This is a genomic window from Bacillus sp. NTK034 (assembly GCF_017303275.1).
GTDB lineage: Bacteria > Bacillota > Bacilli > Bacillales > Cytobacillaceae > Cytobacillus.
On sequence record NZ_JAFKOJ010000019.1, the window covers coordinates 1 to 25,128 of the forward strand.

A 25,128-nucleotide genomic window follows, 5' to 3' on the forward strand; every position below is an offset into this window, starting at 1 on the left:
TCTACTCTTTTCAATTTAGAAATATATATCCATGGGGGATGAAATCCTGCGAATAAGCGAGCATTCGTGAGTAAACCGTATTAAACTGAGGGAGTTGAACAAGGAATTTTTACTATGACTGAAGAAGTAGTAATAGTAAGTAAAGTTTTTTTATATTCCTAATGTATATTTTAGGGTTAATATATTTCTTATTGCGGAGGGGTTTTGTTGCAAACACTTTTTAAATATAACTGGATGATACGAAAAGACTGGTATAACTGGTGTGAAGATTTAAGTGAGGAAGAGCTTTTGCAAAACCGAACAGGTGGAATGGGCAGTATTTTACATACACTTTTCCATATTGTTGATGTTGAGTGGAGCTGGATACGTCTATTACAGGGGAAAGCGGACTTTCAGGAGAGTTTTGATTATTATAACAGCTTGGACAAGGTTCGAAAATTGGACGCAGAATTTCACTTAGAAGTAGAGAACTTTGTGAACAACTGGGATGCCAGTATGGAAAATCAATTATTTTACGATACCCTGCCTGATGGAAGAATTGTAACAGATACTTGGGGTGAAGTTATGCGCCATGCCATTGCCCACGAAATTCACCATATAGGACAATTATCAATTTGGGCAAGAGAATTGGGAAGGAAACCTATTTCTGCAAACCTTATAGGGAGGGGACTTTCCTCTCATTCGACAAAATAATTCATTAAAGGGTTTGCAGAGGCAGCAGCTTTTTTCTAATTGTACTAAAGGGGCAGGTTTGTGGAAGAAGAAATTGTTTAATAGCAACTGTTGTGACATTAATAAAGACGGGTTTCCCCGTCTATTGTTTTGTTTATCAAGCTTATCTGTATGAAGGTAGTATAAGAATATTATTAGTAGGCGATACCTACACGTGAGTTTATATAATCGCTTTTTTTTATCTGTCTAAATATAAAATCTGCTGTATCCGGTACGGATATTTCAACTCCATCCTCCGGCAAAAAACTTCGCTCTATACGATATTTGCCTATCTTTTCTCCATCTGGCAAGTAGGTAGGACAGACAATCGTCCATTCGAGGGTTGATTGTTTGAGTATATCATAAACTTTATGATGTTCTTTGGCCGCCCGGGTTGACTTACGCTTTGATTCACTTGATTGATAACGCAGAGAATTTGGCGTGGTCCTACTTTGCAGGATACCTGCAGTTCCTATAGTTATTATTCGTTTTATACCTTCATTTTCCATTGCTTCTATAATAAGTGGCATACTTTCTGATAGAGTGGTGGTGCCATCAGTATTAAGTGCACTAATAACTATATCAATCCCCTGCATTGCACATACGATATCATCATTATTTAAAACATTCCCTCGAATAATGGTTAAATTTTTATTATTTATTTGAATCTTCTCAGGAGTACGAACTAATACAGTAACATTATGTCTGTCATGAAGGGCATACGTAACTATTTGACTTCCAACTCGTCCAGTTGCACCTAAAATTAAAATATTCATAATAATGAGCTCCTTTTCAAATACTAATATTTTAATATATAAGTTAATTTATTGTCTTTTTAAACTAACGAGGGTTAAAGTTGAAGACCAAGGTTTGCGTCGGCAGCCTTTTCTTATTCGACTAACGGGGCAGGTTTGTTTAATAGGACATATTAACTGAGATTCCTTTTTAGAGAAATTAAAAACCGCTCAATCATCAATCGCGTTGAGCGGCAAATAAGAATATTATTTTTTTACAGCGTGGATATAGTGAATTGTTTCGAATGCAGTCAAAAAATCCGTCCGATTACTAAAGAAACGGTCATTTATCTTAACTGGTGACAAATGTTCATAAATCAGTAACCCTGATTTTTCTAACATATTCTCGATCTCATTATAAGTGAAACAGGATTTCATTGGTTCTCCACTTGCCGAAGCCATTTTCACCATATTTTCGACTCTATTAGATATTCCTTTTTCTTCAAAGAGATTTTCGTCCGCATAATCAAAAACGATAGAACTTCCTATTGGGGCTTTAGCAAATAGACTACTTATCAAACGTGAATTTTCCTCTTTAGTCAAATAATAAGACACACCCAAAAGGCTAAAGAAAGTCTTTTTGTTTTCAAAGCCTTCATCTATAAGTTTTTGAAAGGAGAACTTTTTTGTAAAGTCCATAGAAACAAAATGGAGATTCCCCGGGGGTATAAGGTTGGCATTATCAAACCTTTTCTTTTTAGATTCCTGTGTAGATGGATGGTCAATTTCAAATATCTCTAATATTTTTTCTAATTCAGGATGCCTGAAACAAAAAGTATCTAAGCCGGCTCCAAGTATTACGTACTGTTTTAATCCTAACATTATTTCATTTAATAATACTTTTTCGCAATACGCTGCACGAGCTAGAGGCGTGGGAGAAAGCTGGACTTGTGTAATCCATTTTAAGACTTCTTCCGATTTACCTTGCAACGTTTGAGCAATACCTTCGTTAAAAAATTGTATACCTTTAATCATATTCTCACTGATTTCTGAAATCTCTTTTTTGGAAATTAGTTCTTGTGCAACATAATCATCAAAAATTTTAGGGGTGTCATATTGACTGTGATATGCTCGACCAAACGCTGATATTAATGACGTTAAACTGGATTCATTGGGCTTCATTCAATTGCCTCCTCTTAAACGAATATAAGATTCCCCGGCCAGGAGAATCTTATTATACACAGAGGTTTATAAGTTGTAAATTATAGCATAAATAGAATTTTTTGTCAAATTATTTGGTTGTGCTGGCAGGTTTGATAAAGAAGGAGAGGTGACTTATTTATAGAACTCTTTAAGAAAAGATAGGGGTGGAAATAAGTATGATATTGAAGAATGAACTGCTTATTCGACTTATGAACGGTAATGGTTTTGAAGTTATGGTTAAATGGCTAAATGACCAAAGAGTTTTGGAATTCTATGAAGAGCCACCTTCAAATATAGATATGGTGATTAAAAAATACGGTCCAAGAGTTGAAGGGAAACATTATGTTATTCCTTGTATTGTAGAATACAAAAACGAACCAATAGGTTATATACAATACTATGAGATTCAAGAAAATGATTTAAAGAGATACGGCTATTCAGCAAACCAAAATATTCATGGAATAGACCAATTTATTGGAGAAACCCAATTATGGGGTAAAGGGATAGGCACTACAATGATTCTAATGATGTTAGATGAACTTAGTAAAAATAAAGGTGCCTTAAGTGTGGTATTAGAGGTGAAAAAAAATAATAGTAGAGCAATATCAAGTTATAAGAAGTGTGGTTTTAGAAAAATAAAAGAGCTTTATAATGACCTTTACTTAATGGAATGGATAAAGGGAACCCACTAAATTCTTTAAATAAGCTAAAGTTGTTGTTTATAACCAAGATCAGCCATCTAAGGCGGGTTCGCTTATTGAACTAAGGAGCAGGTTTGTTGAAGAAGAAACCCAGTGCAAAGCAGGTAATAATAATCCTTATCTTGAAATAAGAGAGATTGAAAATATTATGTAAAGGAGGAACAAAAGATGCAGGCCTTAATTGAGGAGTACAGTCGAGGATTTACGATGTTAAGGGAATCCATAAGTGAGTTATCTGAGGAAGAGATTAGGTACAACCCAGGAAAGGATAAATGGAGTATACATCAGATAATTATTCATATTACAGATTCTGAATTGGTGGCTACACATAGAATGAAAAAAGTTTTGTCAGAGCCGGAACCACTATTACCAGCACCTGACCAAGATGCTTGGGCGAGCTCATTGGTTTATGAACAATTAGATCGTGAACAATACCTTCTACTTTTTAAAATGCTTCGCTCCAGTATGCTTCCTATTATCCACAATTTGACAACTGAACAACTTCAAAGAATTGCAGTGTATCCAGATGGTGCGCGATTGACATTCAAAGATTTGTTGGAATTCCGAGTCGCCCATATACGTGGACATCTTGACCAAATTAAAAGAGTTAAAAAGGCTTTTAGGGAAAAGCATAAATAAAATATTTAGCTTCTTCCACTAACGTGTGCTTATATTCAAGATCAGCTGCTGAATCAGGCAGCTTTTCTTATTCAACAAAAGTGGCAGTTTAGTAGAACAATCGTCATTAGCTTTTTTTCAACAATCGGGCCATTTTGTTGAATAAAAAAGGAATTATTTGTAGGTTAATCGAAGAAAATTCTGAAGATAAAAAAAGGATAATGGAGAGGATAAAATGAAGGTTATCGGTCTTATTGGTGGAATGAGTTGGGAATCTTCTGTTGAATATTATCGGATTATCAATGAAGAAGTTAAAAGAAGATTAGGGGGATTACATTCAGCGAAATGTCTTTTATATAGTGTAGATTTTCATGAAATTGAACGTTATCAATCAGAAGGCGCCTGGGAAAAGGCCGGTGAAGTGTTAGGTAATGCTGCTCGTTCTTTGGAAAAGGGGGGAGCTGACTTTATTGTCATTTGTACTAACACGATGCACAAAGTTATAGGTGACATCCAGTCGAAAATTAATGTCCCCCTGCTGCATATCGCAGATGCAACAGCAGCCCAAATTAAAGAGAAAGGAATTAATTACTTGGCACAAGGTACACAATGGAGCAAGATTTTTATAAATCACGCTTGGAGTTTAACGGTATACAAGTTATGGTGCCAAATGACAATGAAAGAGAGATTGTAAACAAGATTATTTACGAAGAGTTATGTTTGGGTAAGATTCATCAAGAATCAAGGGATTATTATAAAAAAGTTATCCATGGTTTAATCGAATCTGGAGCTAAAGGGGTTATACTGGGCTGTACAGAAATTGGATTATTGGTAAAGCCGGAGGATTCTGATGTTCCTCTATTTGACACAACCTACATACATGCTTTTGAAGCTGTAAATATGTCCTTGAAATAGGGTTATGAAGTCTTATTAAGGATTTTTAATTCTTCCGCAATACGGCGTTTTTCTTTAGGAAAAAGGCGTCAATTTTGTATGCCCCCAAACAATTATTGTGAAGGTTTTCACTTAAACGATAGGGTGCAAGAGTTAAAGATGAGGATCGCTGGAGCGATCTCTTTCTTGTTTAACAAACGGGGCAGATTAGTTTAGTATGTTTATTTTTTGAATTATTCTAACTTTTTTATGATAAAATTGGGTTGCTTTTAGATGATTCGGGAGGTATTTTTCTATGGGTGAATACAAAATAATTTTATTTGATTTAGACGGCACACTTTCGGATCCGAAGGTCGGTATTACTAAATCTGTTCAATATGCATTAGAAAAATTGGGCATTATTGAAACTAATCTTGATAAACTTGAATGTTTTATTGGACCACCACTTCAGGTTTCATTTTCTGAATACTACGGTTTTAATGAGGAGAAATCACAAATAGCAATTGATTTTTATAGGGAACGATTTAAGCAAAGGGGGATGTTTGAGAATGAGTTATATTCTAATCTTTCACCATTTTTAAAATCATTAAAAGAACAACAATATACCTTAACCGTTGCAACTTCAAAACCCACGGTATTTTCAGAACAGATTCTTAAATATTTTAATATTGACCACTATTTCGATCTCGTTGTTGGAAGTAATCTTGATGGTACAAGAACATCTAAAACTGAAATTATTCAATACATACTTGATAAGCACAAAAATTATAGGCTTGATAACTTTATTATGGTGGGAGATCGTAAGCACGATATTATTGGTGCAAATAATGTTGGGATTGATTCAATTGGAGTAACGTATGGATACGGATCCTTTGAAGAATTAAGTGAGTTTAATCCTACTTACATTGTTCATAGTATTGATCAGATAAAAGAAATTTTAATGACCAGCATAGTTAAATAAATTTCCTAAAGAAAGATTGTGAAGTAATGTACTTAAAGTAAAGGGTGCATTACCTAAAGATACAGCTGCCATCTCAGGCGGCATTTCTTAATCTACTAACGGGGCAGGTTAGTTACACAAGGAGATACGATAGAAACAATACAGGAGGAGAAAAATACAATGATTAAGGCTGCTATTTTTGACTTAGATGAAACCTTACTTAATAGGGATAAGGCAATAGAGCAAATGTTTTTAATAATTTTAGATAAGTGTTATGAGGATGTTAAACATTCAGTAAAAAATGAAATGTTGAAGAAATTCAAAGAGTATGATAAAGAAAGCTATGGTCATAATGATAAATCAAAAGTTTTTGAATCATTTTTTGATGAATTCCCACCAAAATATAAATTGCTACGTAATGAGATTCAAGATTTTTGGAATAATAATTTTCCTCATTGTTTTACTATAAACCCAAGTACTATAAATATAGTAAATACACTAAAGATGCAAGTTAAAGTTGCAATTATAACAAATGGCTCAACTCAGAGACAAAAAGCTAAAATAATTAATACTATGTTAAATTGTTGTTTTGAAGTAATAATTATCTCTGAAGAAGTGGGATTTAGCAAACCTGACAAACGCATATTTGAATTAGCACTAAATAAGCTTAATGTAAAACCTGAAGAAGCATTATTCGTTGGAGATGACATAGAAAAGGATATTGGTGGTTGTCAAAATGCAAATATAAAGGGCATATGGTTCAATCCTCACAAGAACAAGAATGATACCGATATAAAACCATATGCCGAGGTCAATTCTTTTGATGGATTATTAAGTTATTTTTCATAATGACTAACGTTCTTGAACTACCGGGTGCTTTACTTTACTTTAGATCCAGATGTCATCCCAGGCGGCTTTACTTATTGTACTAAAGGGGCAGGTTTGTGGAATAAGAAATGCTAAATTAATGTTAATTAGTTTTGGGAGGAATTCGAACTGAAAAGACCATTCGGAGTTCACATTGAGGGTTCAATTTATACAAACAACGGTACGATTTAAAACACGATGAATTTTTGGAAGCATTTATTGATTTTGTTGAAAGCAAAGGTTGGAGTTTCGGTGGAGGTAGTTCCCAAATAGATGAACAAGGAAAAAAGATAGCTGATATTGATTAGGTTGTTGAAATAGCAATTGCTTTGCTTCAATAAAGAGCAAAGCAATTTTCTTTTTTGCTATCGGGGTCAGATTAGTCTAACAAGGGAGAAAGATAATTGAGTAATAAAATGTAATATGTAGGCAGTATCATTTCTTGCCAGCCGAAAAGCAAATCATTGTGATATCTTTAGAATCAAATCAGCAGAAGTATAAAGATTTTATTGTATAAAAGGTGTGCTTTATATATTTTAAGGAGAAGTGAAACCATGAAAAAACATTGTTGTGAGGATATGGATTATCATGCAAATTTCAAATGTGATATACATAAAAATCCCTTTGACTGTCCTGACAAAATAATCATTTTTAATGAAAAAGATAATGACTACGGATTAATAGTTCGCGATGGTGGTTCTTCAAGTATAGTAATTGCTTTCTGTCCGTGGTGTGGTTCTAGATTATAATTTGTTGTTAAGATACCGGAATCTTATGTTCAAGACCAGCTGCTTATTGGTGCTTTTTCTTTTTAAATTATCGGGCAGGTTAGTTAAAAGAAAAAAATGGAATTTTATCTTTATTGTTCAACTTGTATTTAGTATTATTAAATAGAGATGTATAAGGAAGGGGAATCTATACTCCATATGTGGAATACCTTGAAATGATTATTTAATTAGATAGAGACAATTGCGATCCTTTAATTCAAAGGAGGCGTTTATTTGTCTATCTTAAAATCATTCAAGGGATACATGGTGTGGACAATTAAATTCCCATTACCAAGCAGCTATCTTTGTGTATCTGCTTTTTTTATGGGTAAAAATACATCTCAATTGACACAAACATAGAATCCCTATATTGGGGGAATTTTAATGAAAAGTCAGTACGAAAACGAGGAAATTCTATCAGGTGGGAATGTTACAAACGTATATCGTTCCGGAGATACTGTTCGACGAGACTTAAAAGAACATAGTCCAAATATTCATGAGGTATTAATACATTTGGAGAGCAAAGGTTTCAACTACGCACCTAAGTTTTTAGGTATTGATGAAAGAAATAGAGAAATATTGTCATTTATTGAAGGTGAAGCTGGTAATTATCCATTAAAAAAATATATGTGGTCGAATGATGTTTTAAAGGAGATAGCTAAAATACTACGTCTCTATCATGATGCTGTAAGTGATTTTCAAATTAATGAAAGTTGGCAGCCACTTGATAATACCCCTCAGCAATTTGAGGTGTTATGTCACAATGACTTTGCCATATATAACATTATTTTTAATCACGAAAAGCCAGTAGGTATTATTGACTTTGACCTTGCAGCTCCTGGTCCAAGACTTTGGGATATAGCTTATACTCTGTATACTTGTGTTCCTTTAAGTAGACTATATCATTCTGAAACAGGTGATGCAGTTTATTATAACCCGTTAAGGGATGCCAGCCGTATAAAGAAAAGGGTTAAATTGTTCTTTGAAGCTTATGGTGTCGAGGGAATGGAAAAAGGATTTTTAGAGACTGTTTTACTACGAGTTGAAGCGTTATGTAAAACGATGCAAAGGAAAGCCAAAGAAGGAGATATGGCGTTTCAAAAGATGATTGATGAAGGACATTATGAACATTATCAAAAAGAACTTGAATTCATACGCGAACATGGAAAAGCATGGATATAAAGTAGTATTAAATTAAATGACTAGTAATAGCGTTAAGCCTAGCAGGTTTAACGCTATTTTATTATCGTACCAAAGAAGTGATACTTTTACGAAAATAAGTATTACAGGGAAAGTTTGTGAAGAAATGTACTTAAATAAACGGGGGCATTACCTAAAGATCCAGCTGCCATCTCAGGCGGCTTTTCTTTCGGGACAGTTTTCTTCAACAAGGGTTGCTGCGGCAATCCTTTTATCTTACCACTAACGGGGCAGTTTAGTTGAAGAAGGAATTTCAAAAAGGTGGATTCATAATGAAATACAGTTAAAAAGTCTTTTTGAATTTATAATAGTATTTAATAAGAAACAAACATATATTAGGGAGAGGCATTTATGAATATTGCTCAAATTAAAAAGGCATTATTTAAGCAAGCCACAATCTTTCAAACAGGGGGATTCCGACCAACTGAGGCATTAGGAGAAAGTTGGATTGGTAAGGTTTTGTGGGGAAAAGAAGGAGAAACTGTACCATCTAATTTTGAACCAATCTGCACCATATTTTTAAACAATTTACCCTACATACCCAAGGAATTAATAAGCTATCAATTAATAACAATTTATATGGATTTTGATGTATTCAATAATCTAAATGATGATAATTTAGTTTCATTTTTTAAGATAAATTGTTATACCAAATTAGATGAATTACAAAAGAAAAATGAACAATCTACAAAGATAAAACCTTTTCCATTAACTCCTTTAATTATTGATAATGATACACCTTCTTGGGAAGATTCTAATAACATTGCCCTTGAAATTGAAAATGAAATATTACGGCTTGAATTGGAGGAAGGTATAGAATATTACGAGGATATTGTAGAAAAATTATATCCCACTCATAAGGTTGGGGGGTATCCTTCCTTTACTCAAGGTGGAGTTTCTTTTGGAGAAGATTACCCATTTGTATTTCAAATAAGTTCTGATGAAAAGGCACGCTTCAACATAGTAGATAGCGGTAGTTTCTATTTTTTCTACAATCTAGAAAAACAGGATTGGATTGTATACTGTGATTTTTATTAGTCTTTTTTTGTAGAGGTTATTCACTAACGGATGCTTATGGTTTAAAATCAGCTGCCATAACCAGGCGGCTTTTTTTATTCCATAAAAGGGGCAGTTTAGTTAATCTAGCTATGGTATACTTTGATTGAGATTTCAATGGAGTTGGCTGTTATGTTAAGAAAAAGAATTATCAAAGCTATATTACCAACAACTATAACGAGTATATTATCAATAATCTCTATGACGATTCCTGGAATCTTCGTAGGAGCTGTTTTCTATTCTATCCTAACAGATACCATTCCAAGAGGTGGTTCAAAACCAGTAATCTTTGAATATATAAAGCATGGTGTACTCTATTGTCTGACAGGTGTCATCGGGTGGTTAATCTTCATCCTCTTAGTCTTTAAGGATTTAGATTTTTCAGGACTTTATGTGCCTGCTTCATTTTCTATTTTGTATTACCATATTTTACTCTATATAAATCAATACAAAGATTAGCATCTATTCTAAAAACTCCAGGTACAAATATAAATATTAATTAATTGAGACCAATCTAAGATAGAGTGAAGAAATGTACTTAAATGTTCAAAATCAGCTGCCAAATCTGGCGGCTTTTTTGTTCAACAAACGGGGCAGTTTAGTTGAAGAAGGAAAGTTTACATAGTATGAGGAATATATTTCTTTGGTGTTCAAAAGAAAGGGTGTGTTTGTGATGTTCAATTTTATTAAAATCACCATTGAACATATAGATACAATAATCAATTTACGCTTGGCACTACTAAAGGAATTAGACGAGCTGAGTTCTCCTCAAGAAGAACAACTTATTGAAACTGCAACAAGGAAGTATTTACAGACAGCATTATCAAATAATGAATTTATATCCTATATGGCAGAAATAAATGGAGAACCTGTAGGTATCAGTGGTATGGTTCTGTTTAAAAGACCACCATATTTAGAAAACCTTAAAGGGATTGAAGCCTACATTCTTAATATGTACACCACCCCTGAGTATCGTGGAAAAGGTTTAGCAAAACAGCTGCTTGAACATTGTATTAATGAATGCAAAAGAAGTGGGGTTAAACGCATCTGGCTGCACGCATCTGAAGATGGCAAACCACTATATAAAAAAATGGGTTTTACTAATAAGGAAAGTGAAATGGAACATTTTCTATAAAGCGTTTTGTTATTAAACTAATGGGTGCTTATATTCAAGGTCAGCTGCTGAATCAGGCAGCTTTTTCTTATTTAACAAACGGGGCAGGTTTGTTGAACAAGAGACAGAAAAAAAAACGCAAACAATTTGCGGCTCACAACTGGCAATTGTTTTTTGATTTATACCCATATAAATTATGAGAAAATTACATTCATTGACTGGGTTTTGGAGCAAGTTTTTAGAGTTGAAATCTGGGTGAACCTTGCCCATATGATAATTATCCCTTAATCAAAATTTCTCACAAACCTTATGTAACCCCCATAATAACATGATATCACTTGCCATACTCTTGTCATTCTTCAATATGGCAGGAATGGCATTTATTTTAGATGGTTGACTCTCCGCTTGGAGATTACATAAATAGATTCCTTTAAAAATACCTAAAATCAGAGAATGAATTTGAAGGGTTAAGACTTTTGTACTATGGTATCTACAGCTTTTGTTGAATTGAATAAATCTATGCTTTTCTGTCATAATGAGACAAATAAATCCAGTATGGGTTTTAACTCAGGTTGGCTAGCGGCTTTGCCATTAGGCCAGTCTGGGTTTTTCTATTGTAAAATGAGTCTTTGGTCTATAAAATAGACTTTACAGAATATTCTTAATGATGGAGGGGCGGTCTGGAATGCAAGGGGTGGATTTCTTAAAGAGAAGAGAAAAGTATTCTAAAATATTTTTGACTGCAGTATCCATACTTGGTCTGGGAATATTCATTTTTACACTAAGGGATCTGACTATTCCTCAAGAGCCTGTTATCCTTGCCCTTCTGGTCGCATTTCTTTTTATTAGTGAGTACTTTCCTATGCCAGTATGGAAAGGTTTTACTTCAATCTCTTTTCCAATTCTTTATGTGATTTATCTTCTATATGGTTTTCCTTATTCATTGCTAATTTTTTCATTAGTGGTCTTCATAGTTAACTTCTTCCAAAGACGTCCAATCCGTATTGTGTTTTTTAATCCTGCCCAGCTGCTGCTCAGCTTTTTCCTGGCAGAAAAGGTATTTGCCGAATTTGCTGACAGGATTGAAAGTGTTGCTGGTTCAGATTTTTACTTTGGTTTAACAGAGTATGTTGTCCTTTTGTTTTTATATATTTTGTTCAATAACCTAATTGTTGATTTTGTACTTGTTGTTAGACCTCAGCCTTATCCGTTTAAGGTATGGAAACAGAAAATGATCACCGAGTGTTTAAGTGGCTGCATTTCATTAATTTATGGGTTTCTCCTTTATTTTATTGGAACAAAAAATCGAGGAGAAATCGATGTTTTTTCTTATTTTTTCTTCTTCTCCCCGTTAGTAGGGCTGGCTTTGCTTAGCTCGGTGATTGTCAGGTTAAGGAAAGAAAAGAAGAGGCTTAAGGCTTTATTTACGATCACAAATGAGTTAAACCAAATGCTGCCGTCCAAGGATTGGCTTTTGAAATTACAGGAAAGCTTTCGTGATTTTATGAATGTTGAGGCTCTTGTCCTGTGCATAAAAGAAGGTAAGGAGTGGAGAACTGCCATTTTGGACGGAATGGCCAATGCCGATAATGTTCTCATCAGTGATATCAGCTCTGAATTAGAGGTGATAAAAAGCCCGATCATTTATAAGAATCGAAAAAATACATTTGGAATGGCAGATGGTTTTTTTGAAAATGACATAAAATCCATTGTCTACTCTCCGCTCGTGATCGACAATGAGACGGTTGGAATGTTCATTATTGGAAAAAGCCGTACCAAAAGTTTTGAGGACGATGACATCCAATCAATTGCCACTCTTTCAAATCAGCTTGCGGTCATTCTTAAAACGAAGATGCTATTTGCAGAAAAAGAAAAACGGAATGTCCTGGAAGAAAGGAATAGAATTGCTAGGGATATACATGATGGGCTAGCCCAAACATTGGCAGGAGCAGTTATGAAACTGGATACAGCAGGAAAAAAAGTTCATAAAGATCCCAAAGAAACAGTTAAGCTTATTGATGACAGTGTGTGGAGGTTAAGGCAGAGTCTGAAGGAAGTGAGGGAATCCATTTATGCTCTTCGTCCCTATCCAACAGAACGGATTGGTTTGATTTCAGCTATTACAAATAAAATTAAATCCATCATCCAGGAGCATGGGCAGTGTGTTCATTTCGAAATCCGGGGAAGTGAAACTATGCTCAGCCCTATGACTGAAAAGGTTCTTTTTGATACTTTCAAGGAGAGTATGCAAAATGCCATTAAGCACTCAGGTGCTGATCGAATTGATGTGCTCCTAAGCTATCAAACGGAACATATCCTCCTTAAGGTAAAGGACAATGGGAAGGGTTTTTCACTATATCAGGCGATGCTTAAAGCAAGGAGCCAGCCTCATTTTGGAATTTTGCAGATGAATGATGCGGCAGATAAGGTAAATGCTTCTCTGCAAATAGAGAGCCAGGAAGGGGAAGGTACAGAAATAACGATAACAGTACCAAAAATGGGCTTTGAAGGGGGAAGTGAGTTTGATCAAGCTAATGCTGGTGGATGACCATGCCGTTTTGAGGGATGGGCTTCGAAACATTTTAGGGTTGCAGAATGATATTGAAGTAGTTGGAGAAGCAGAAACGGGGATGGAGGCCATTCAAAAAGTCGCAGACCTCCAGCCGGATTTAATTATTATGGATATAAATATGCCAAACCACAGTGGAGTTGAGGTGACAGGCATAATCAAAAAGCAGTATCCGAACATAAAAGTATTGATGCTAACGATGCATAATCATGATGAGTTCTTTATGTCTGCTATCCGGGAGGGGGCCGACGGGTATCTTCTAAAGGATTCCCCTTCAGAACAGGTAATAGAGGCGGTACGTACAGTTGCAAAGGGGGAATCCGTTATTCACCCTTCCATGACCAGAAAGCTTTTGACCTTCCACCAGCAGCAAAGGCCTTATCAGGAGGATAATAGCTTAACTGAACGCGAAATGGATGTACTTCTTTGCCTTGTTGAAGGAATGAGCAATAAAGAGATTGCCAATAAACTTTATATAAGTGATAAGACTGTCAAAATCCATGTCAGCAAAATATTTAAAAAGCTGAATGTAAAAAGCCGTTCGCAAGTTGTAATCCTTGCAGTTCAGAAACAGCTCGTGCCAATACCCCCGGGTTCCTAGGGGGATCTTTTTAGGATGGACTCCTAAAGAATCCGTGGACTACTATCCAAACGTTATCGATAATTCCAGGTAAAGAAAGATTATATGCTGTTTCTGAAATAATTGTAAAATACATCATTTCACCAAACTTGTAAGGTCACCTAAAATGCTTTTCTTGGGTATTTTTATTTTCTAAAGTGTTCCATTTCATCGTTAATGACAAAATTTTTAAGGATTCGTTTCTTGACCAGGATTGGAGGGATACTACTTTAGTATTATCTCGCGTAGTCCAACTAGATTTCCCATTTAGACCTTCTGCAGAATAGTTATTTTGACTTCAAAGTGAGATGATTTTAGCAAGCTTAAACTAAAATCATTGAGGTGGTAAATGGATGAAGAATAGACTTATGTTGATAACTATTGTCTTGTTTGCAGCAATTGCATTAGGGGGAATGATACAGGGCTCAGGCGCAACGTCCGGGAAAGCGGCGACTGTCACCCTGGATCCGCTACTGGAGCAGGTGATGGAAACAGCAGCTGAGCCTGTAGAAGTCATCGTTTCTTTCAGAGGAGTTAAAAATATAGGGGCTAATCAGCAAAGCCTTTTGACAGGCTTGGGAATTGAGAAGGGAATCCTTTTTCAAAGCCTACCAATTGCCGGGGTTGTAGCAACAAAAGACCAAATTGAGAAGCTGGCACAAAGTGAACAGGTTCTTTCCATCTATTTGAACAAAGAGCTGAGATATGAAAATGACTCTTCAACCGATCTGACCGGGGTTGATGCCGTTCGGACAAGTGAAGAGATGCGAAAACTCAATGGAGGACTGCCTGTTTCCGGTAAGGGAATTGGTGTTGTCATTAATGACAGTGGAGTTGATGGAACACACAAGGATATTGCGTATGGAGACCATCTTGTCCAGAATGTTTTAGGTTCAACGAATTTGCATGCTATAGACTCTTTGCTGCCGATGACCTATATTGAAAATGTTCCAAATTCAGATTCCAATTCGGGGCACGGCACGCATGTCGCAGGCATTGTGGGCGGAAACGGGGCAATGTCGGGAGGGAAATATGAAGGTGTGGCTCCGGGAGCTAGTTTAATAGGGTATGGATCAGGGGCTGCACTGGCAATGCTGGATACAATCGGGGGCTTCGATTATGCCCTTACCCATCAGCATGATTACAATATTCGAGTCATTACCAATTCATGGGGGGATACTTCAGAGGCTGGTCTCCCTTTTGACCCATTGCACCCAATTAATATAGCGACTAAGAAGCTTTATGACCGTGGTATTATTACCGTCTTTTCAGCAGGAAACTCAGGGCCTGGCGAGAAAACGATATCAGGAAATTATAAGAAGGCTCCATGGGTTATAACGGTTGCAGCCGGAGATAAGGAAGGCAAGCTCGCCGACTTTTCCTCACGGGGTGAAAGAGATAAAAGAGGTACATTTATAATAGATGGAGAACAATGGGCCTGGGAGGACCGGCCGACGGTTACATCCCCAGGTGTGGACATTATTTCTACAAGAGTCATTTCACCGGTTGCCTCACTCGGTGCCACAAAGGATGTCCAATATATCGATCCGGCTTATCTGCCATACTACACAACAATGAGCGGGACTTCGATGGCCGCTCCGCATGTAGCTGGAGTTGTTGCATTAGTGCTTGATGCAAATCCGCTTTTATCACCAAAGGAAGTAAAAGAAATCGTACAGAGTACGGCAACAGCAATGCCCGGATATGAACCTTGGGAGGCCGGGGCTGGATATGTCAACGCTTATAGTGCGGTAGAGAAAGCTTTTAAAGTAGCAAAAGGCGGGCAAAAATAAAATTGAAAGGGTCTGCCGATTGGCTGGCCCTTTATGTTTATGCAGGCTATATTACTTTAGTACGAGTCAGAAATACGTCTTCTGGAACCGCATTTTACAACCTTTGAGTAATAGTCTACGAGAATACTATCAAAGATAATGAAAGAGCTAGATTATAATTCTTATACAGATGGAAGGAGAATGTAAATGAAACGCTTGCTTTATGTTCTATTTACCTTATTATTATTTTTCCCTGCTTTTCTTGGAGGAATTGGGGAGAACAGAGCGAAAGCAGAAGGCGGTGCCATTATCGATCCGCTTTTAACAAACGCTCTTGAAAGGGTAGGAAAAGCAGAAGTTATTGTTACGTTCAAAGGAGATCAATCACCTAACAACGACCAGCTTAAGCTGCTGCAGAACCTTGGCATTGATACAGGAGCAGTCATGAACTCTCTTCCAATCGCAGGCGTACTGGCGACTAAGTCGCAAGTGGAAAAGCTGGCTGCCAATGACCAGGTTCATTCTCTGTACTTAAACAAAAAGCTCAGTTATTTCAATGCGGAAGGTACTGACATAACAGGAGTCGATATGCTTCGTACAGACGATTCTTTCCGCAAGGCAAACGGCGGCTTTCCTGTTTCAGGGAAAGGTGTCGGAGTGGTGGTCAATGACAGCGGGGTGGATGGAACGCACAAGGACCATGAGCTTGGAAAAAATCTTGTTCAGAATGTAATGGCATCCACAAATCTGAACGCCCTTGCCCCTGGGCTGCTGCCTGTTACATATCAAGAAAACGTGGCCAATACTGATACAAATTCAGGCCATGGCACCCATGTTACCGGAACTGTTGGCGGTACTGGTGCAATGTCAAGCGGAAAATATGAAGGAGTTGCCCCGGGAGCTGATTTAATCGGCTATGGGTCAGGCGCGGCGCTTTTTGTCCTGGATGGCATTGGGGGATTCGACTATGCCATAACCAATCAGCAGCGCTACGGAATTCGAGTCATTACAAATTCATGGGGATCTTCCGGTGGTTTTGACCCGAACCATCCAATCAATATTGCCAGTAAAAAAGCATACGACAGGGGTATCACGGTCCTTTTTGCTGCAGGAAATGAAGGTCCGGGAGAGAATACTCATAATCCTTACGCTAAAGCTCCATGGGTGATTTCAGTTGCTGCAGGTGTCAAAGATGGAACACTTGCTGATTTTTCATCAAGAGGGACAAAAGATGTCGGCGGCCATTTTACCATTGATGGAGAAGAATGGTCCTGGAAGGACGAACCGACTGTAACCGCTCCTGGAGTGGACATTGTATCTACTCGTGTTCTGGCGCCTGTATCAAGCCTCGCAGCTGACCAGGATGCTGAAAATCTGGAACCGGCACATTTGCCTTATTATACACATATGAGCGGTACATCCATGGCGACCCCTCATGTAGCGGGAATCGTTGCATTGCTGCTTGAAGCAAACCCTAATCTGTCCCCTGCGGAAATAAAGGATATTCTGCAAAAAACAGCAACCAATATGCCGGGACACGAATCATGGGAAGTAGGAGCTGGCTATGTCAATGCCTATGCGGCCATAGATATGGCATTCAACGGAAAATCTTATGGAGGCACAGTGAATGCCGGGAAAACCTTTAACAGCAATGTAGATACATCAACAAATAGAATAGAATTTTCAGTGGGCTATGATCCCCTTGCGTTTGTATCACCTGCTCCTTATGAGTTTACAGTGGAGCAAGGCATTTCGGGATTAGTAGCAAAAGCAGACGGTAAAGGCCTGCTTGAAGAGACCGGCAATCCAATTAATCTTGTACTGATAGCGCCGGATGGCAAAGAATACAGTTCAGGTGTCAGCTTATTATTCCCTCTATACACAGACAGGACTGTTTCTGTGCAATCCCCAATGGCGGGTAAATGGAAGCTTGAAATTAGAGGATTGCGCGGAAATGAAGTAAACCCAATTGGAGCAGCGCTGCCTGAGACTGTAGAAGGAACCCTTGCTTTTTCAAAAGTGAGCGGGTTTACAGGACTCAATGACATTGGCGGTCACCCGGCAGCCGAAGCCATTCAATTGGGTGTGAATGAAAGATTGTTTGACGGGCTTGCCAATGGTGCATTTAAGCCGGATGCGGAATTAACGAGAAGCGATCTGGCAAAGTACTTGGTAATGGGCGCGGAAATCCGCCAATCTTTGCCTGCTTCTGGGAGCCTGACCTTTAAAGATGTTACCCAAAGTGAGGCCGCATTTGCAGAGGCAGCCTCAGCAAAGGGTGCTGCTTTCCGAGATCAAAAACAAATATTCAAGGGAGTTATGCTTCCAAAAGGTGATGGGAAATTTGCTCCGAAGGATTCGGTGAATCGTGCTGAACTTGCTTATTCACTTATTCAAAGTTTGGGATTGCAAAAGGAAGCCGTAGCATTCAGCGGAAGACTTACTGTGCAATACAAGGATGAAAGAATTACTATTGAGGATGCGGACCATGTCCCTGATGAACTTAAAGGGTATGTTCAACTTGCGCTGGACATGAATATTATTAATGCGAAATTTAGTGTTAGCCAGGGGCCTTATGACTTGAAGCCAACTGTCAAAGCTGTTTTCAGCCCTCAGGAAGCTGTCAAACGAGGGGATTTCGCCGTTGCCATGGTGAGATACTATAACGCTTTTCTAAATTAACATGTACTAAGACCTGTTCAAAAGATACCCATTAAAAATGGAACAATATTTGCCTGCTCATTTTAGGAGGATGATATCTGTATTGCACAGGTATCATCTTTTTTCCATAGTTGTATAGCTATTAAGCTAACATCTGCTATCCTTTCGGTCGGTGTTTAGGATAGTTGATGTAGTATAACAACTGAACTAAAGGGGAAGGTTTATTGAATAAAAGTTCCATATGTTGGAGGGGATTACTTACCCTTAATAGAATATATTAGTTCAGTATTAGCTGCCAAACCAGGTGGCTTTTTCCTTTTGAACTAAAGGGATAATAGCTGGCAAGAGCTAAATTCAGTGAGGATCGGCAGCCCGTTTTTATTCAACTAACGGTCAGAATAGTTAAAATATATTTTTAGTAGGGTGGTATTTATTTAAGTAATGAGGTCCATCAAAAAGTTGATTGTAAAGAAAGAGATAGTCTTTTTCGTAGTTATTGCAATAATTTTTTTATTATTACATACAACACCAGGTACGACAATAAGGACAAAAGTGTTTTTTATGGGTTATCCAAAAGCTGCTTTAACATCAGTGATTATTGATGATGAATTTCATAATGAAGTAGATAAGGATAGATTTGCTGAATTAAATGCAAAAGCATATACCCTAACAAAACCACCAATTGAAAAAGCTACTCAAGGAGAGTTAAGAAACTATCTTGTAAGGAAATTTGGCTTTTTACATTTTGCTGAATATTACGGTGAAGGGTAAAAAATTCTAGTAGCGGGTGGAAGAGTTGAAGATTCAGTGTGCATCGGCAGCTCTTTTTTCTTATTCGACTAACGGGGCAGGATTGTTGAAGAAGGAGTTTCTTACTTTTTGGTGAAATACTCCTTATTTGAAGCCTAATTTTAAAGGAGAAGATGTTAATGAATCGAACTGACCTGCTACTAAGAATGCTCGATACTACGTACGATAATGAGAGTTGGTATGCACCTTTCAAGCCTGCAATAGAAGGACTTACCGCAGAACAAGCTAGGTGGAGGCCAACAGGAGACACAACAAAATCAATTTGGGAAAATGTTAATCATCTTATTTACTATAAAGAAAGACTTGCAGCAATTTTAGATGGCGATGAATTGCCACAAAATCTTGATGGTGACGAAACTTTCTACCTAACTAAACAATCAAATGATGACAAAGAATGGATTGGAGTCGTTGAACGAGCGGAAATAGTTCAACGAAAATTAAGAGACGCTTTAAATAAAACAACCACTGAAGTGCTTGAGCAAAATTCTCTTGAGGAGAAGCTAATTGACATAATGCTTCATGATGCATACCATACGGGACAAATAATTCAAATTAGGAAGATGCAAGGTTCTTGGCCATCGCATCGTTGATGGAGGAATTGATAATTGTACAGAAATAAAATGGGTGTTTTGCTTTAAAGTTCTGCTGCAAAGATGCGGCAGCTTTTTTTAATCTAACTGAGCAGTATAGTTTAATAAAAAAAAAGAACTTGTTAGGGGAGTATATATTATGAGTACATTTGTTTATATGGTGAGACACGGTGAATCGCCAAAAGAAGGAAATGAAAGAACAAGAGGTTTAACTGAAAAAGGTTATTTAGATGCTCAGCGAGTGACTGACATATTGAAAAATGAAGAAATTAATGTAGTTTTTTCAAGTCCATACATACGCTCAATTTTAACTGTTGAAAGTTTAGCTCAACAAATAGGGGAAGAAGTTTTAGTGTTTGAAGATTTAAAAGAGAGGATATTTACTTCAGAAGACAATCGAATATCTGATAAAGAATTAGGTCCACTTTTGGAGGAGTCATTTTTCGAATCAAATTTCTCTTTAGAGGGAGGAGAATCAAATGCTGATTGTTAAAAAAGAGCGATAAAAGTCTTAAAAGAACTTTTAGAAACTTATAGAGATAAGAAAATACTGATAGGTACTCACGGGGCTGTTATGACCTTGATGATGGGATATTTTGATTCCTATTATGACTTAAACTTTTTACTTAGCACATCAAAGCCTGATATTTATAGAATGGAATTTAATGAAAAGGGATTATTATTGAATGTTCAAAGACTATGGGATGGTGTTAACCAATAAAAATTAGTTTTCTTTCTAAAATAACGGGTGCGTTGGTCCAGTTAGGATTAACGACTTTTTTGTTGAACTTGTTATTGAACAAACGGGGCAGTTTAGTTTAACAAGAACACATATAAAGGGATCTTTATGCTGTTTCTAGAATTTTTGCTAGAAGGAGTTGAAGTTATGAAGAGGTTAGTAATTATTACAGTGGGTAAAACCCATTCTGGAAAAACTACATTTGCAAGGGCTTTAGAAAAACAGTTAAATAACTCTTTTGTTATGGACCAAGATAACCACGCTGAATTTGTTAATACTTACTATAAGAATTTACAACCAAAACAAGGACCTAATACACTTAAGCATTCTCTTTCAAAGCTAATTGTCGATTATGCCAAAGAAAACACTGATTTTCACTTTATTATTTGCAACTCAAATCGAAGTCGAAAAGGACGCTTGTATTTGCTTGAAGAGTTGTTTACTACTGATGAGTTTATTCGAATCTTGGTTCATTTTGATATTCCTGATGAAGTTCTTCAAGAACGAGTTATTCAAAGTCAAAGAAGTACGAATATATTTAGGGGTGCGTATTCAAATTTTGAGGAAGTGCTTGTTAGACAACAGGCTGAATCTTTAAAAGAAGATGTAGTTGACCCAATCGAAGGTGAAGCGGACCATTTATTTGTAATTAAAGATAACGAGGAAGTTAATGAAGTTATTCAAAAAATAGAACAAATTACTGAAAGATATATTTATCAAGTAGAAGGTTATCTGGCTCCATAGAAAAGCCTCCGCCACCCATTGCAATAATCTGTCTCATTACTTCATCCTTTCAGTTTAGTTACTTCGTAAATACTACAAAGGGCGGTTATTTCCCTTCTTATTTTTATGAATTCTTATTCTACCAAACTGCCCCTTTTGTTGCATAATAAAAAGCTGCCTGATTCGCAGCTGATCTTATAGGGTGCTTTCGTCCAACTAGCCCAATCCAAGAAAGATTCACCAAAAGTATGTTTTGTTCCAACTGCTAGTGGAGACCAAACAAATTATATTGAAAGATTTTATAAGGCATTTAATACTCTTCCTTGCCAACCATCTCATTTATCATTATTTGAGCCGGAATTTACTGACTTAGAAAGTTATATTCTTGAGCAAGATGTAATCTATGTCGGTGGGGGCAATACCAGAAATATGCTCGTTTTATGGAAAGAATGGGGTTTAGATCACTATTTGGAAAAGGCTTATAAAAAAGGGGTTATACTTGCAGGCTTAAGTGCTGGTTCGATTTGTTGGTTCGAAGAAGGATTAACTGACCCATTGAATGCTCCTTTGTTTAAATTGGATTGTTTAGGTTTTCTAAAGGGAAGCAACTGTCCCCACTATGATGGTGAGAACAAAAGAAAGCCTTCGTATCACAAATTAATCAAAGAAGGAAAAATAAAAGAAGGTTATGCAGTTGATGACGGTGTGGCTCTCCACTTTATAAATGATACATTATCTTCTCCTGTTAGTTCCAGACCAATAGCAAAGGCATACTTTGTTAAATGTATTGATAGTGAAATTATTGAAAACGAGGTTAATACAATTTACTTAGGCAATTTATAAGGTCGTCCACCTTGTTGAAATACTGGGTGCAAGAGTTTAAGAGCTGTAATCAGCCGGCAATTTCATTGTTTAACAATAGGGCAGTTTAGTTTAAAAAGGGATACTAATGTCTTTAGACAAATAATGTTTTTTAGACATATTGAAGGGGTGAAGGCGTGTGGAGAATATAATTAATGGAGTAAATCACTGGATACAAACATTACCGAAGGTATATAACTCAATGTCAAAAACAGAAATATCAAAACGCCCATTACCAAATAAATGGTCAAAAAAAGAGGTTTTAGGACATCTATGCGACTCTGCAATAAATAATATTAATAGGTTTATAAAGATTCAGTACGAAGAACAACCATTTGCTATCCAATCATATAATCAAAACCAATGGGTCATACTTCAGAATTATCAAGAAAGACCACTTGATGAGATATTGAACCTTTTTTTAGTATTAAATAAGCAAATCATAAATATTATATCGAATATACCAAAAGAGAGATTATCAAACCTTTGTGATATAGGAAATAATCAACAAGAAACATTAGAGTGGCTCATAAAAGATTATCTTAAACATATGGAACATCATATAAACAACCAAATCCTTATTAATAATAATGCCTAATATTGATACTGTTTCTTTAACTAACAGGTGCAAGAGTTGAAGGTCCAATGGGGGTCGGCAGCTCTTTTTTCTTCTTCGACTAACGGGGCAGGTTTGTTTAATAAGCAATACTCGAGAAAGAAGCGTTAACCCCAAAAGAACTAACGCTTTTTTGTAGTATTCTTTAACATATAAAAGGGACAGATGTTTTAGAAAAATCTATGTAAATAATTCTAACCTTTCTTGCAGCTCAAACAATTAAATACATGAAGACTTTCAATTATTTTATGTTTAAAAGGATGTAATCAGCGATCCTGGACATGATATCCTTAAATTGATTAAGGGGGTTGCAAATGAGATCTCATTTACTTTGTATTATAAGTGCCCTAACCCTTGGATTGAACACCCCTCCTGCATATGCTGCCCAGGAAGACAAACCTCAACCTTTAGAAGAAATATACCCTCAGATCGGTTATAAGGCGGCTGAGGAGGCAGTAAGGGAGTTTGAAGAGCACTTCAAGGAAGACTTAAAGTTGCCAACAAGATTGCCGCCTATACCTTTCACCCACATTTTCGGAAGGTTTTATAAGGACAAACTATACGGCATTAATGATGGCTTAGAAATAGAGTTTGTAAATGAAGACCTGGGTGAAAATCATTTTAATATTGATATTAGACCATTAAAGAATAAGATTGACTTCAGGACTAAAGGTGATCAAAAAATATACAGACTCCAAAATGGACAAGAAGCTATTTACTTTGTTGACAGGAACCATACATTGCTTGTCTTTGAAAAGGATGATTGGCAATACATGCTCGGTGTTTCAAAGAGAATTGCCAATAAAGTACCACCAGAAATGTTGGTTTCAATTGCTAATTCAATTTTTTCAGACTGATTAGCCTTCTTTGTTATAAATAGCGATCACCGAAAGGGAACGCTTCTTTTCTTGGTGAATTTGCCATGTCAAAGTGATATTTAGTTTGTGAAACTAACGAGTGCCTGTGATTAATAGAAGCTGCCATTAACATTAGGCGGCTTTTTTTATTCTAGAAAAGGGCAGTTTAGTTGAAAAAGAAATCAACCATTTTTTAGCAATTCACTTAAATTCGAATGTTATAATTAGGTAAATAATTTTCGGTTTGGGGGATGAAGATGCTAAAGAGAAAATATGGAAACCGTTCAGAATGGAAACGAGTCTTGGATAGAAAATATGCACAAGCGTTTCTTGATACTAAAGAATTTAAGGGTTATATAACTTTATTACATACAATTAAAGTTGCCAAACCATTATCCGTTTGGTATGAGGATAAGAATATATGTATTGTTGATGATGGTTACATGTGGCTTCAACAATTTCCCTTCGAAAAAAAGCATTCAGTAACAACAATGTTTGATAATAATGGGAATATAGTGCAATGGTATATTGATGTTTGCCTAAGCAGTGGAGTAGAAAATGATATTCCCTATTTGGATGATTTGTATTTAGATATTATTTTGTTACCTTCTGGAGAAGTAATTCAAAAAGATGCTGATGGGCTTGAAGAGGCTTTTCTTAATGGAATTATTGATAAATCTCTTTATGATTCAGCTTGGGGTGAAGTAAACATCCTTACTAAGTTAATAAATAATCGAAGCTTTGAATTGCTTGATTTATCCCATTATCATAAGGATTTCTTAGTCAATGAATTAAAATAACTTTATTAAGCAACAGATGCGTTAGCTGAAGATCGGAGCTGTCGTTGCGGCAGCTTTTTCTTATTATGCTACCGGCAGGAATGCTTAGTAAGGAAATCAAATTAAGATAACAAGGGGAAATTGAAGTGAATCCTTTATTATTAGATATACCATTACAATTTGAAACGGAAAGACTAAAACTCCGAGTACCAAGACAATCAGTAGACAGTAGCATTGTCAATGTAGCAATAAGAGATTCTTTCAATGAATTAAAGCCTTGGCTGCCATTTGCACAAACAATTCCAACTCTTGAAGAAACAGAAGTGAACCTTAGAAAAGCAAATATAAATTTTTTAAAAAGAGAAAGTTTTCGTTACCTCATTTTCCACAAAGGCTCTAAAGATTTTATAGGAGTTACTAGTTTTGAAGGGGTAAATTGGGATATTCCAAAATGTCATATTGGTTATTGGATTAATACTAAATATAGCGGTAACGGATATATGTTAGAGGCTGTACAAGGTTTAACTGAATTAGGTTTAAGTCTAATTAAATTTAAAAGAATAGAAATAAGATGTGAATCCACTAACCTAAAAAGCCGTTCTATTCCTGAAAAATTAGGAGTTGAATTAGAAGGTATTTTAAAGAATGAGGATTTATCGGCAGATGGTAGTAAATTAACCGATACTTGTATTTATGCAAAAGTTTAGAAAGGTACTTTGTGAAGGAA

Annotated in this window: 22 protein-coding genes and 5 pseudogenes; 24 read left to right on the forward strand and 3 right to left on the reverse strand. The window is 36.3% G+C overall.

What is annotated here, in order from left to right; translation table 11 throughout:
- The first annotated feature begins 207 nt into the window (after positions 1–207).
- Positions 208–693, forward strand: coding sequence for a DinB family protein (locus JI665_RS27425; RefSeq protein WP_206846008.1), 486 nt, complete (start codon positions 208–210; stop codon positions 691–693).
- A gap of 173 nt (positions 694–866) precedes the next feature.
- Here the strand turns inward: JI665_RS27425 and JI665_RS27430 are convergent, their stop codons facing one another.
- Together JI665_RS27430 and JI665_RS27435 are read right to left on the reverse strand one after the other, a co-directional pair.
- Positions 867–1,487 carry an NAD(P)-dependent oxidoreductase gene (locus JI665_RS27430; protein WP_206846009.1) on the reverse strand — a complete coding sequence of 207 codons (621 nt, stop codon included), beginning with the start codon at positions 1,485–1,487 and terminating at the stop codon, positions 867–869.
- Positions 1,488–1,712: 225 nt separating this feature from the next.
- The gene (locus tag JI665_RS27435; protein ID WP_206846011.1) at positions 1,713–2,627 is read right to left on the reverse strand and encodes a class I SAM-dependent methyltransferase; all 915 of its coding nucleotides are present in this window, start codon (positions 2,625–2,627) and stop codon (positions 1,713–1,715) included.
- Between the two features lie 197 nt (positions 2,628–2,824).
- Between JI665_RS27435 and JI665_RS27440 the strand changes: the two genes are divergently transcribed.
- The 18 genes and pseudogenes from JI665_RS27440 to JI665_RS27525 all read left to right on the forward strand — a co-directional run.
- Positions 2,825–3,340 carry a GNAT family N-acetyltransferase gene (locus tag JI665_RS27440; protein ID WP_206846013.1) on the forward strand — a complete coding sequence of 172 codons (516 nt, stop codon included), beginning with the start codon at positions 2,825–2,827 and terminating at the stop codon, positions 3,338–3,340.
- A 177-nt stretch (positions 3,341–3,517) separates the two neighbouring features.
- Entirely contained in the window at positions 3,518–3,988 is a 471-nt protein-coding gene (locus JI665_RS27445; protein WP_206846014.1) for a DinB family protein, read from the forward strand.
- A gap of 214 nt (positions 3,989–4,202) precedes the next feature.
- A pseudogene (locus JI665_RS27450) lies at positions 4,203–4,882 on the forward strand (aspartate/glutamate racemase family protein).
- A 274-nt stretch (positions 4,883–5,156) separates the two neighbouring features.
- A complete protein-coding gene (locus JI665_RS27455; protein ID WP_206846015.1) occupies positions 5,157–5,822 on the forward strand; it encodes an HAD family hydrolase in 666 nt (221 codons plus the stop codon).
- Between the two features lie 159 nt (positions 5,823–5,981).
- A complete protein-coding gene (locus tag JI665_RS27460; protein ID WP_206846016.1) occupies positions 5,982–6,650 on the forward strand; it encodes an HAD family hydrolase in 669 nt (222 codons plus the stop codon).
- Between the two features lie 572 nt (positions 6,651–7,222).
- On the forward strand, positions 7,223–7,417 hold the full coding sequence (locus JI665_RS27465) for a DUF6980 family protein (RefSeq protein WP_206846017.1): 195 nt from the start codon (positions 7,223–7,225) through the stop codon (positions 7,415–7,417).
- A 402-nt stretch (positions 7,418–7,819) separates the two neighbouring features.
- On the forward strand, positions 7,820–8,617 hold the full coding sequence (locus JI665_RS27470) for a phosphotransferase (protein WP_206846018.1): 798 nt from the start codon (positions 7,820–7,822) through the stop codon (positions 8,615–8,617).
- Positions 8,618–8,986: 369 nt separating this feature from the next.
- A complete protein-coding gene (locus JI665_RS27475; protein WP_206846019.1) occupies positions 8,987–9,673 on the forward strand; it encodes a DUF1963 domain-containing protein in 687 nt (228 codons plus the stop codon).
- Between the two features lie 150 nt (positions 9,674–9,823).
- Positions 9,824–10,150 carry a hypothetical protein gene (locus tag JI665_RS27480; protein WP_206846020.1) on the forward strand — a complete coding sequence of 109 codons (327 nt, stop codon included), beginning with the start codon at positions 9,824–9,826 and terminating at the stop codon, positions 10,148–10,150.
- Between the two features lie 214 nt (positions 10,151–10,364).
- Positions 10,365–10,826: a GNAT family N-acetyltransferase gene (locus JI665_RS27485; RefSeq protein ID WP_206846023.1), complete on the forward strand. Its 462-nt coding sequence runs from the start codon at positions 10,365–10,367 to the stop codon at positions 10,824–10,826.
- Between the two features lie 664 nt (positions 10,827–11,490).
- Positions 11,491–13,353: a GAF domain-containing sensor histidine kinase gene (locus JI665_RS27490; RefSeq protein ID WP_206846027.1), complete on the forward strand. Its 1,863-nt coding sequence runs from the start codon at positions 11,491–11,493 to the stop codon at positions 13,351–13,353.
- Positions 13,328–13,975, forward strand: coding sequence for a response regulator (locus JI665_RS27495; protein ID WP_192908179.1), 648 nt, complete (start codon positions 13,328–13,330; stop codon positions 13,973–13,975). The genes JI665_RS27490 and JI665_RS27495 overlap by 26 nt, the downstream gene beginning before the upstream one ends.
- A 371-nt stretch (positions 13,976–14,346) precedes the next feature.
- Positions 14,347–15,786 carry a S8 family serine peptidase gene (locus JI665_RS27500; RefSeq protein WP_206846030.1) on the forward strand — a complete coding sequence of 480 codons (1,440 nt, stop codon included), beginning with the start codon at positions 14,347–14,349 and terminating at the stop codon, positions 15,784–15,786.
- A 186-nt stretch (positions 15,787–15,972) separates the two neighbouring features.
- Positions 15,973–18,447 carry a S8 family serine peptidase gene (locus JI665_RS27505; protein ID WP_206846033.1) on the forward strand — a complete coding sequence of 825 codons (2,475 nt, stop codon included), beginning with the start codon at positions 15,973–15,975 and terminating at the stop codon, positions 18,445–18,447.
- A gap of 438 nt (positions 18,448–18,885) precedes the next feature.
- On the forward strand, positions 18,886–19,197 hold the full coding sequence (locus JI665_RS27510) for a hypothetical protein (RefSeq protein WP_206846035.1): 312 nt from the start codon (positions 18,886–18,888) through the stop codon (positions 19,195–19,197).
- 158 nt (positions 19,198–19,355) lie between these two features.
- Positions 19,356–19,826, forward strand: coding sequence for a DinB family protein (locus JI665_RS27515; protein ID WP_206846037.1), 471 nt, complete (start codon positions 19,356–19,358; stop codon positions 19,824–19,826).
- 139 nt (positions 19,827–19,965) lie between these two features.
- A pseudogene (locus JI665_RS27520) lies at positions 19,966–20,547 on the forward strand (histidine phosphatase family protein).
- Between the two features lie 165 nt (positions 20,548–20,712).
- Positions 20,713–21,270 (forward strand): annotated as a pseudogene (locus JI665_RS27525) (ATP-binding protein); the annotation flags it as partial.
- A gap of 1 nt (position 21,271) precedes the next feature.
- Here JI665_RS27525 and JI665_RS28800 read toward each other — a convergent pair.
- Positions 21,272–21,346 (reverse strand): annotated as a pseudogene (locus JI665_RS28800) (peptidase E); the annotation flags it as partial.
- 158 nt (positions 21,347–21,504) lie between these two features.
- Here JI665_RS28800 and JI665_RS27530 point away from each other — a divergent pair.
- The 5 genes and pseudogenes from JI665_RS27530 to JI665_RS27550 all read left to right on the forward strand — a co-directional run.
- Positions 21,505–22,131, forward strand: a pseudogene (locus JI665_RS27530) (Type 1 glutamine amidotransferase-like domain-containing protein); the annotation flags it as partial.
- 157 nt (positions 22,132–22,288) lie between these two features.
- Complete coding sequence (locus JI665_RS27535) at positions 22,289–22,747, forward strand: DinB family protein (protein ID WP_206846041.1); 459 nt, start codon at positions 22,289–22,291, stop codon at positions 22,745–22,747.
- 332 nt (positions 22,748–23,079) lie between these two features.
- A complete protein-coding gene (locus JI665_RS27540) occupies positions 23,080–23,622 on the forward strand; it encodes a hypothetical protein (RefSeq protein ID WP_206846042.1) in 543 nt (180 codons plus the stop codon).
- Between the two features lie 257 nt (positions 23,623–23,879).
- On the forward strand, positions 23,880–24,422 hold the full coding sequence (locus tag JI665_RS27545) for a DUF402 domain-containing protein (RefSeq protein WP_206846044.1): 543 nt from the start codon (positions 23,880–23,882) through the stop codon (positions 24,420–24,422).
- Between the two features lie 125 nt (positions 24,423–24,547).
- Positions 24,548–25,108 (forward strand): GNAT family N-acetyltransferase, encoded by a 561-nt coding sequence (locus JI665_RS27550; RefSeq protein WP_206846047.1) that lies wholly within the window; start codon positions 24,548–24,550, stop codon positions 25,106–25,108.
- Positions 25,109–25,128: the final 20 nt, after the last annotated feature.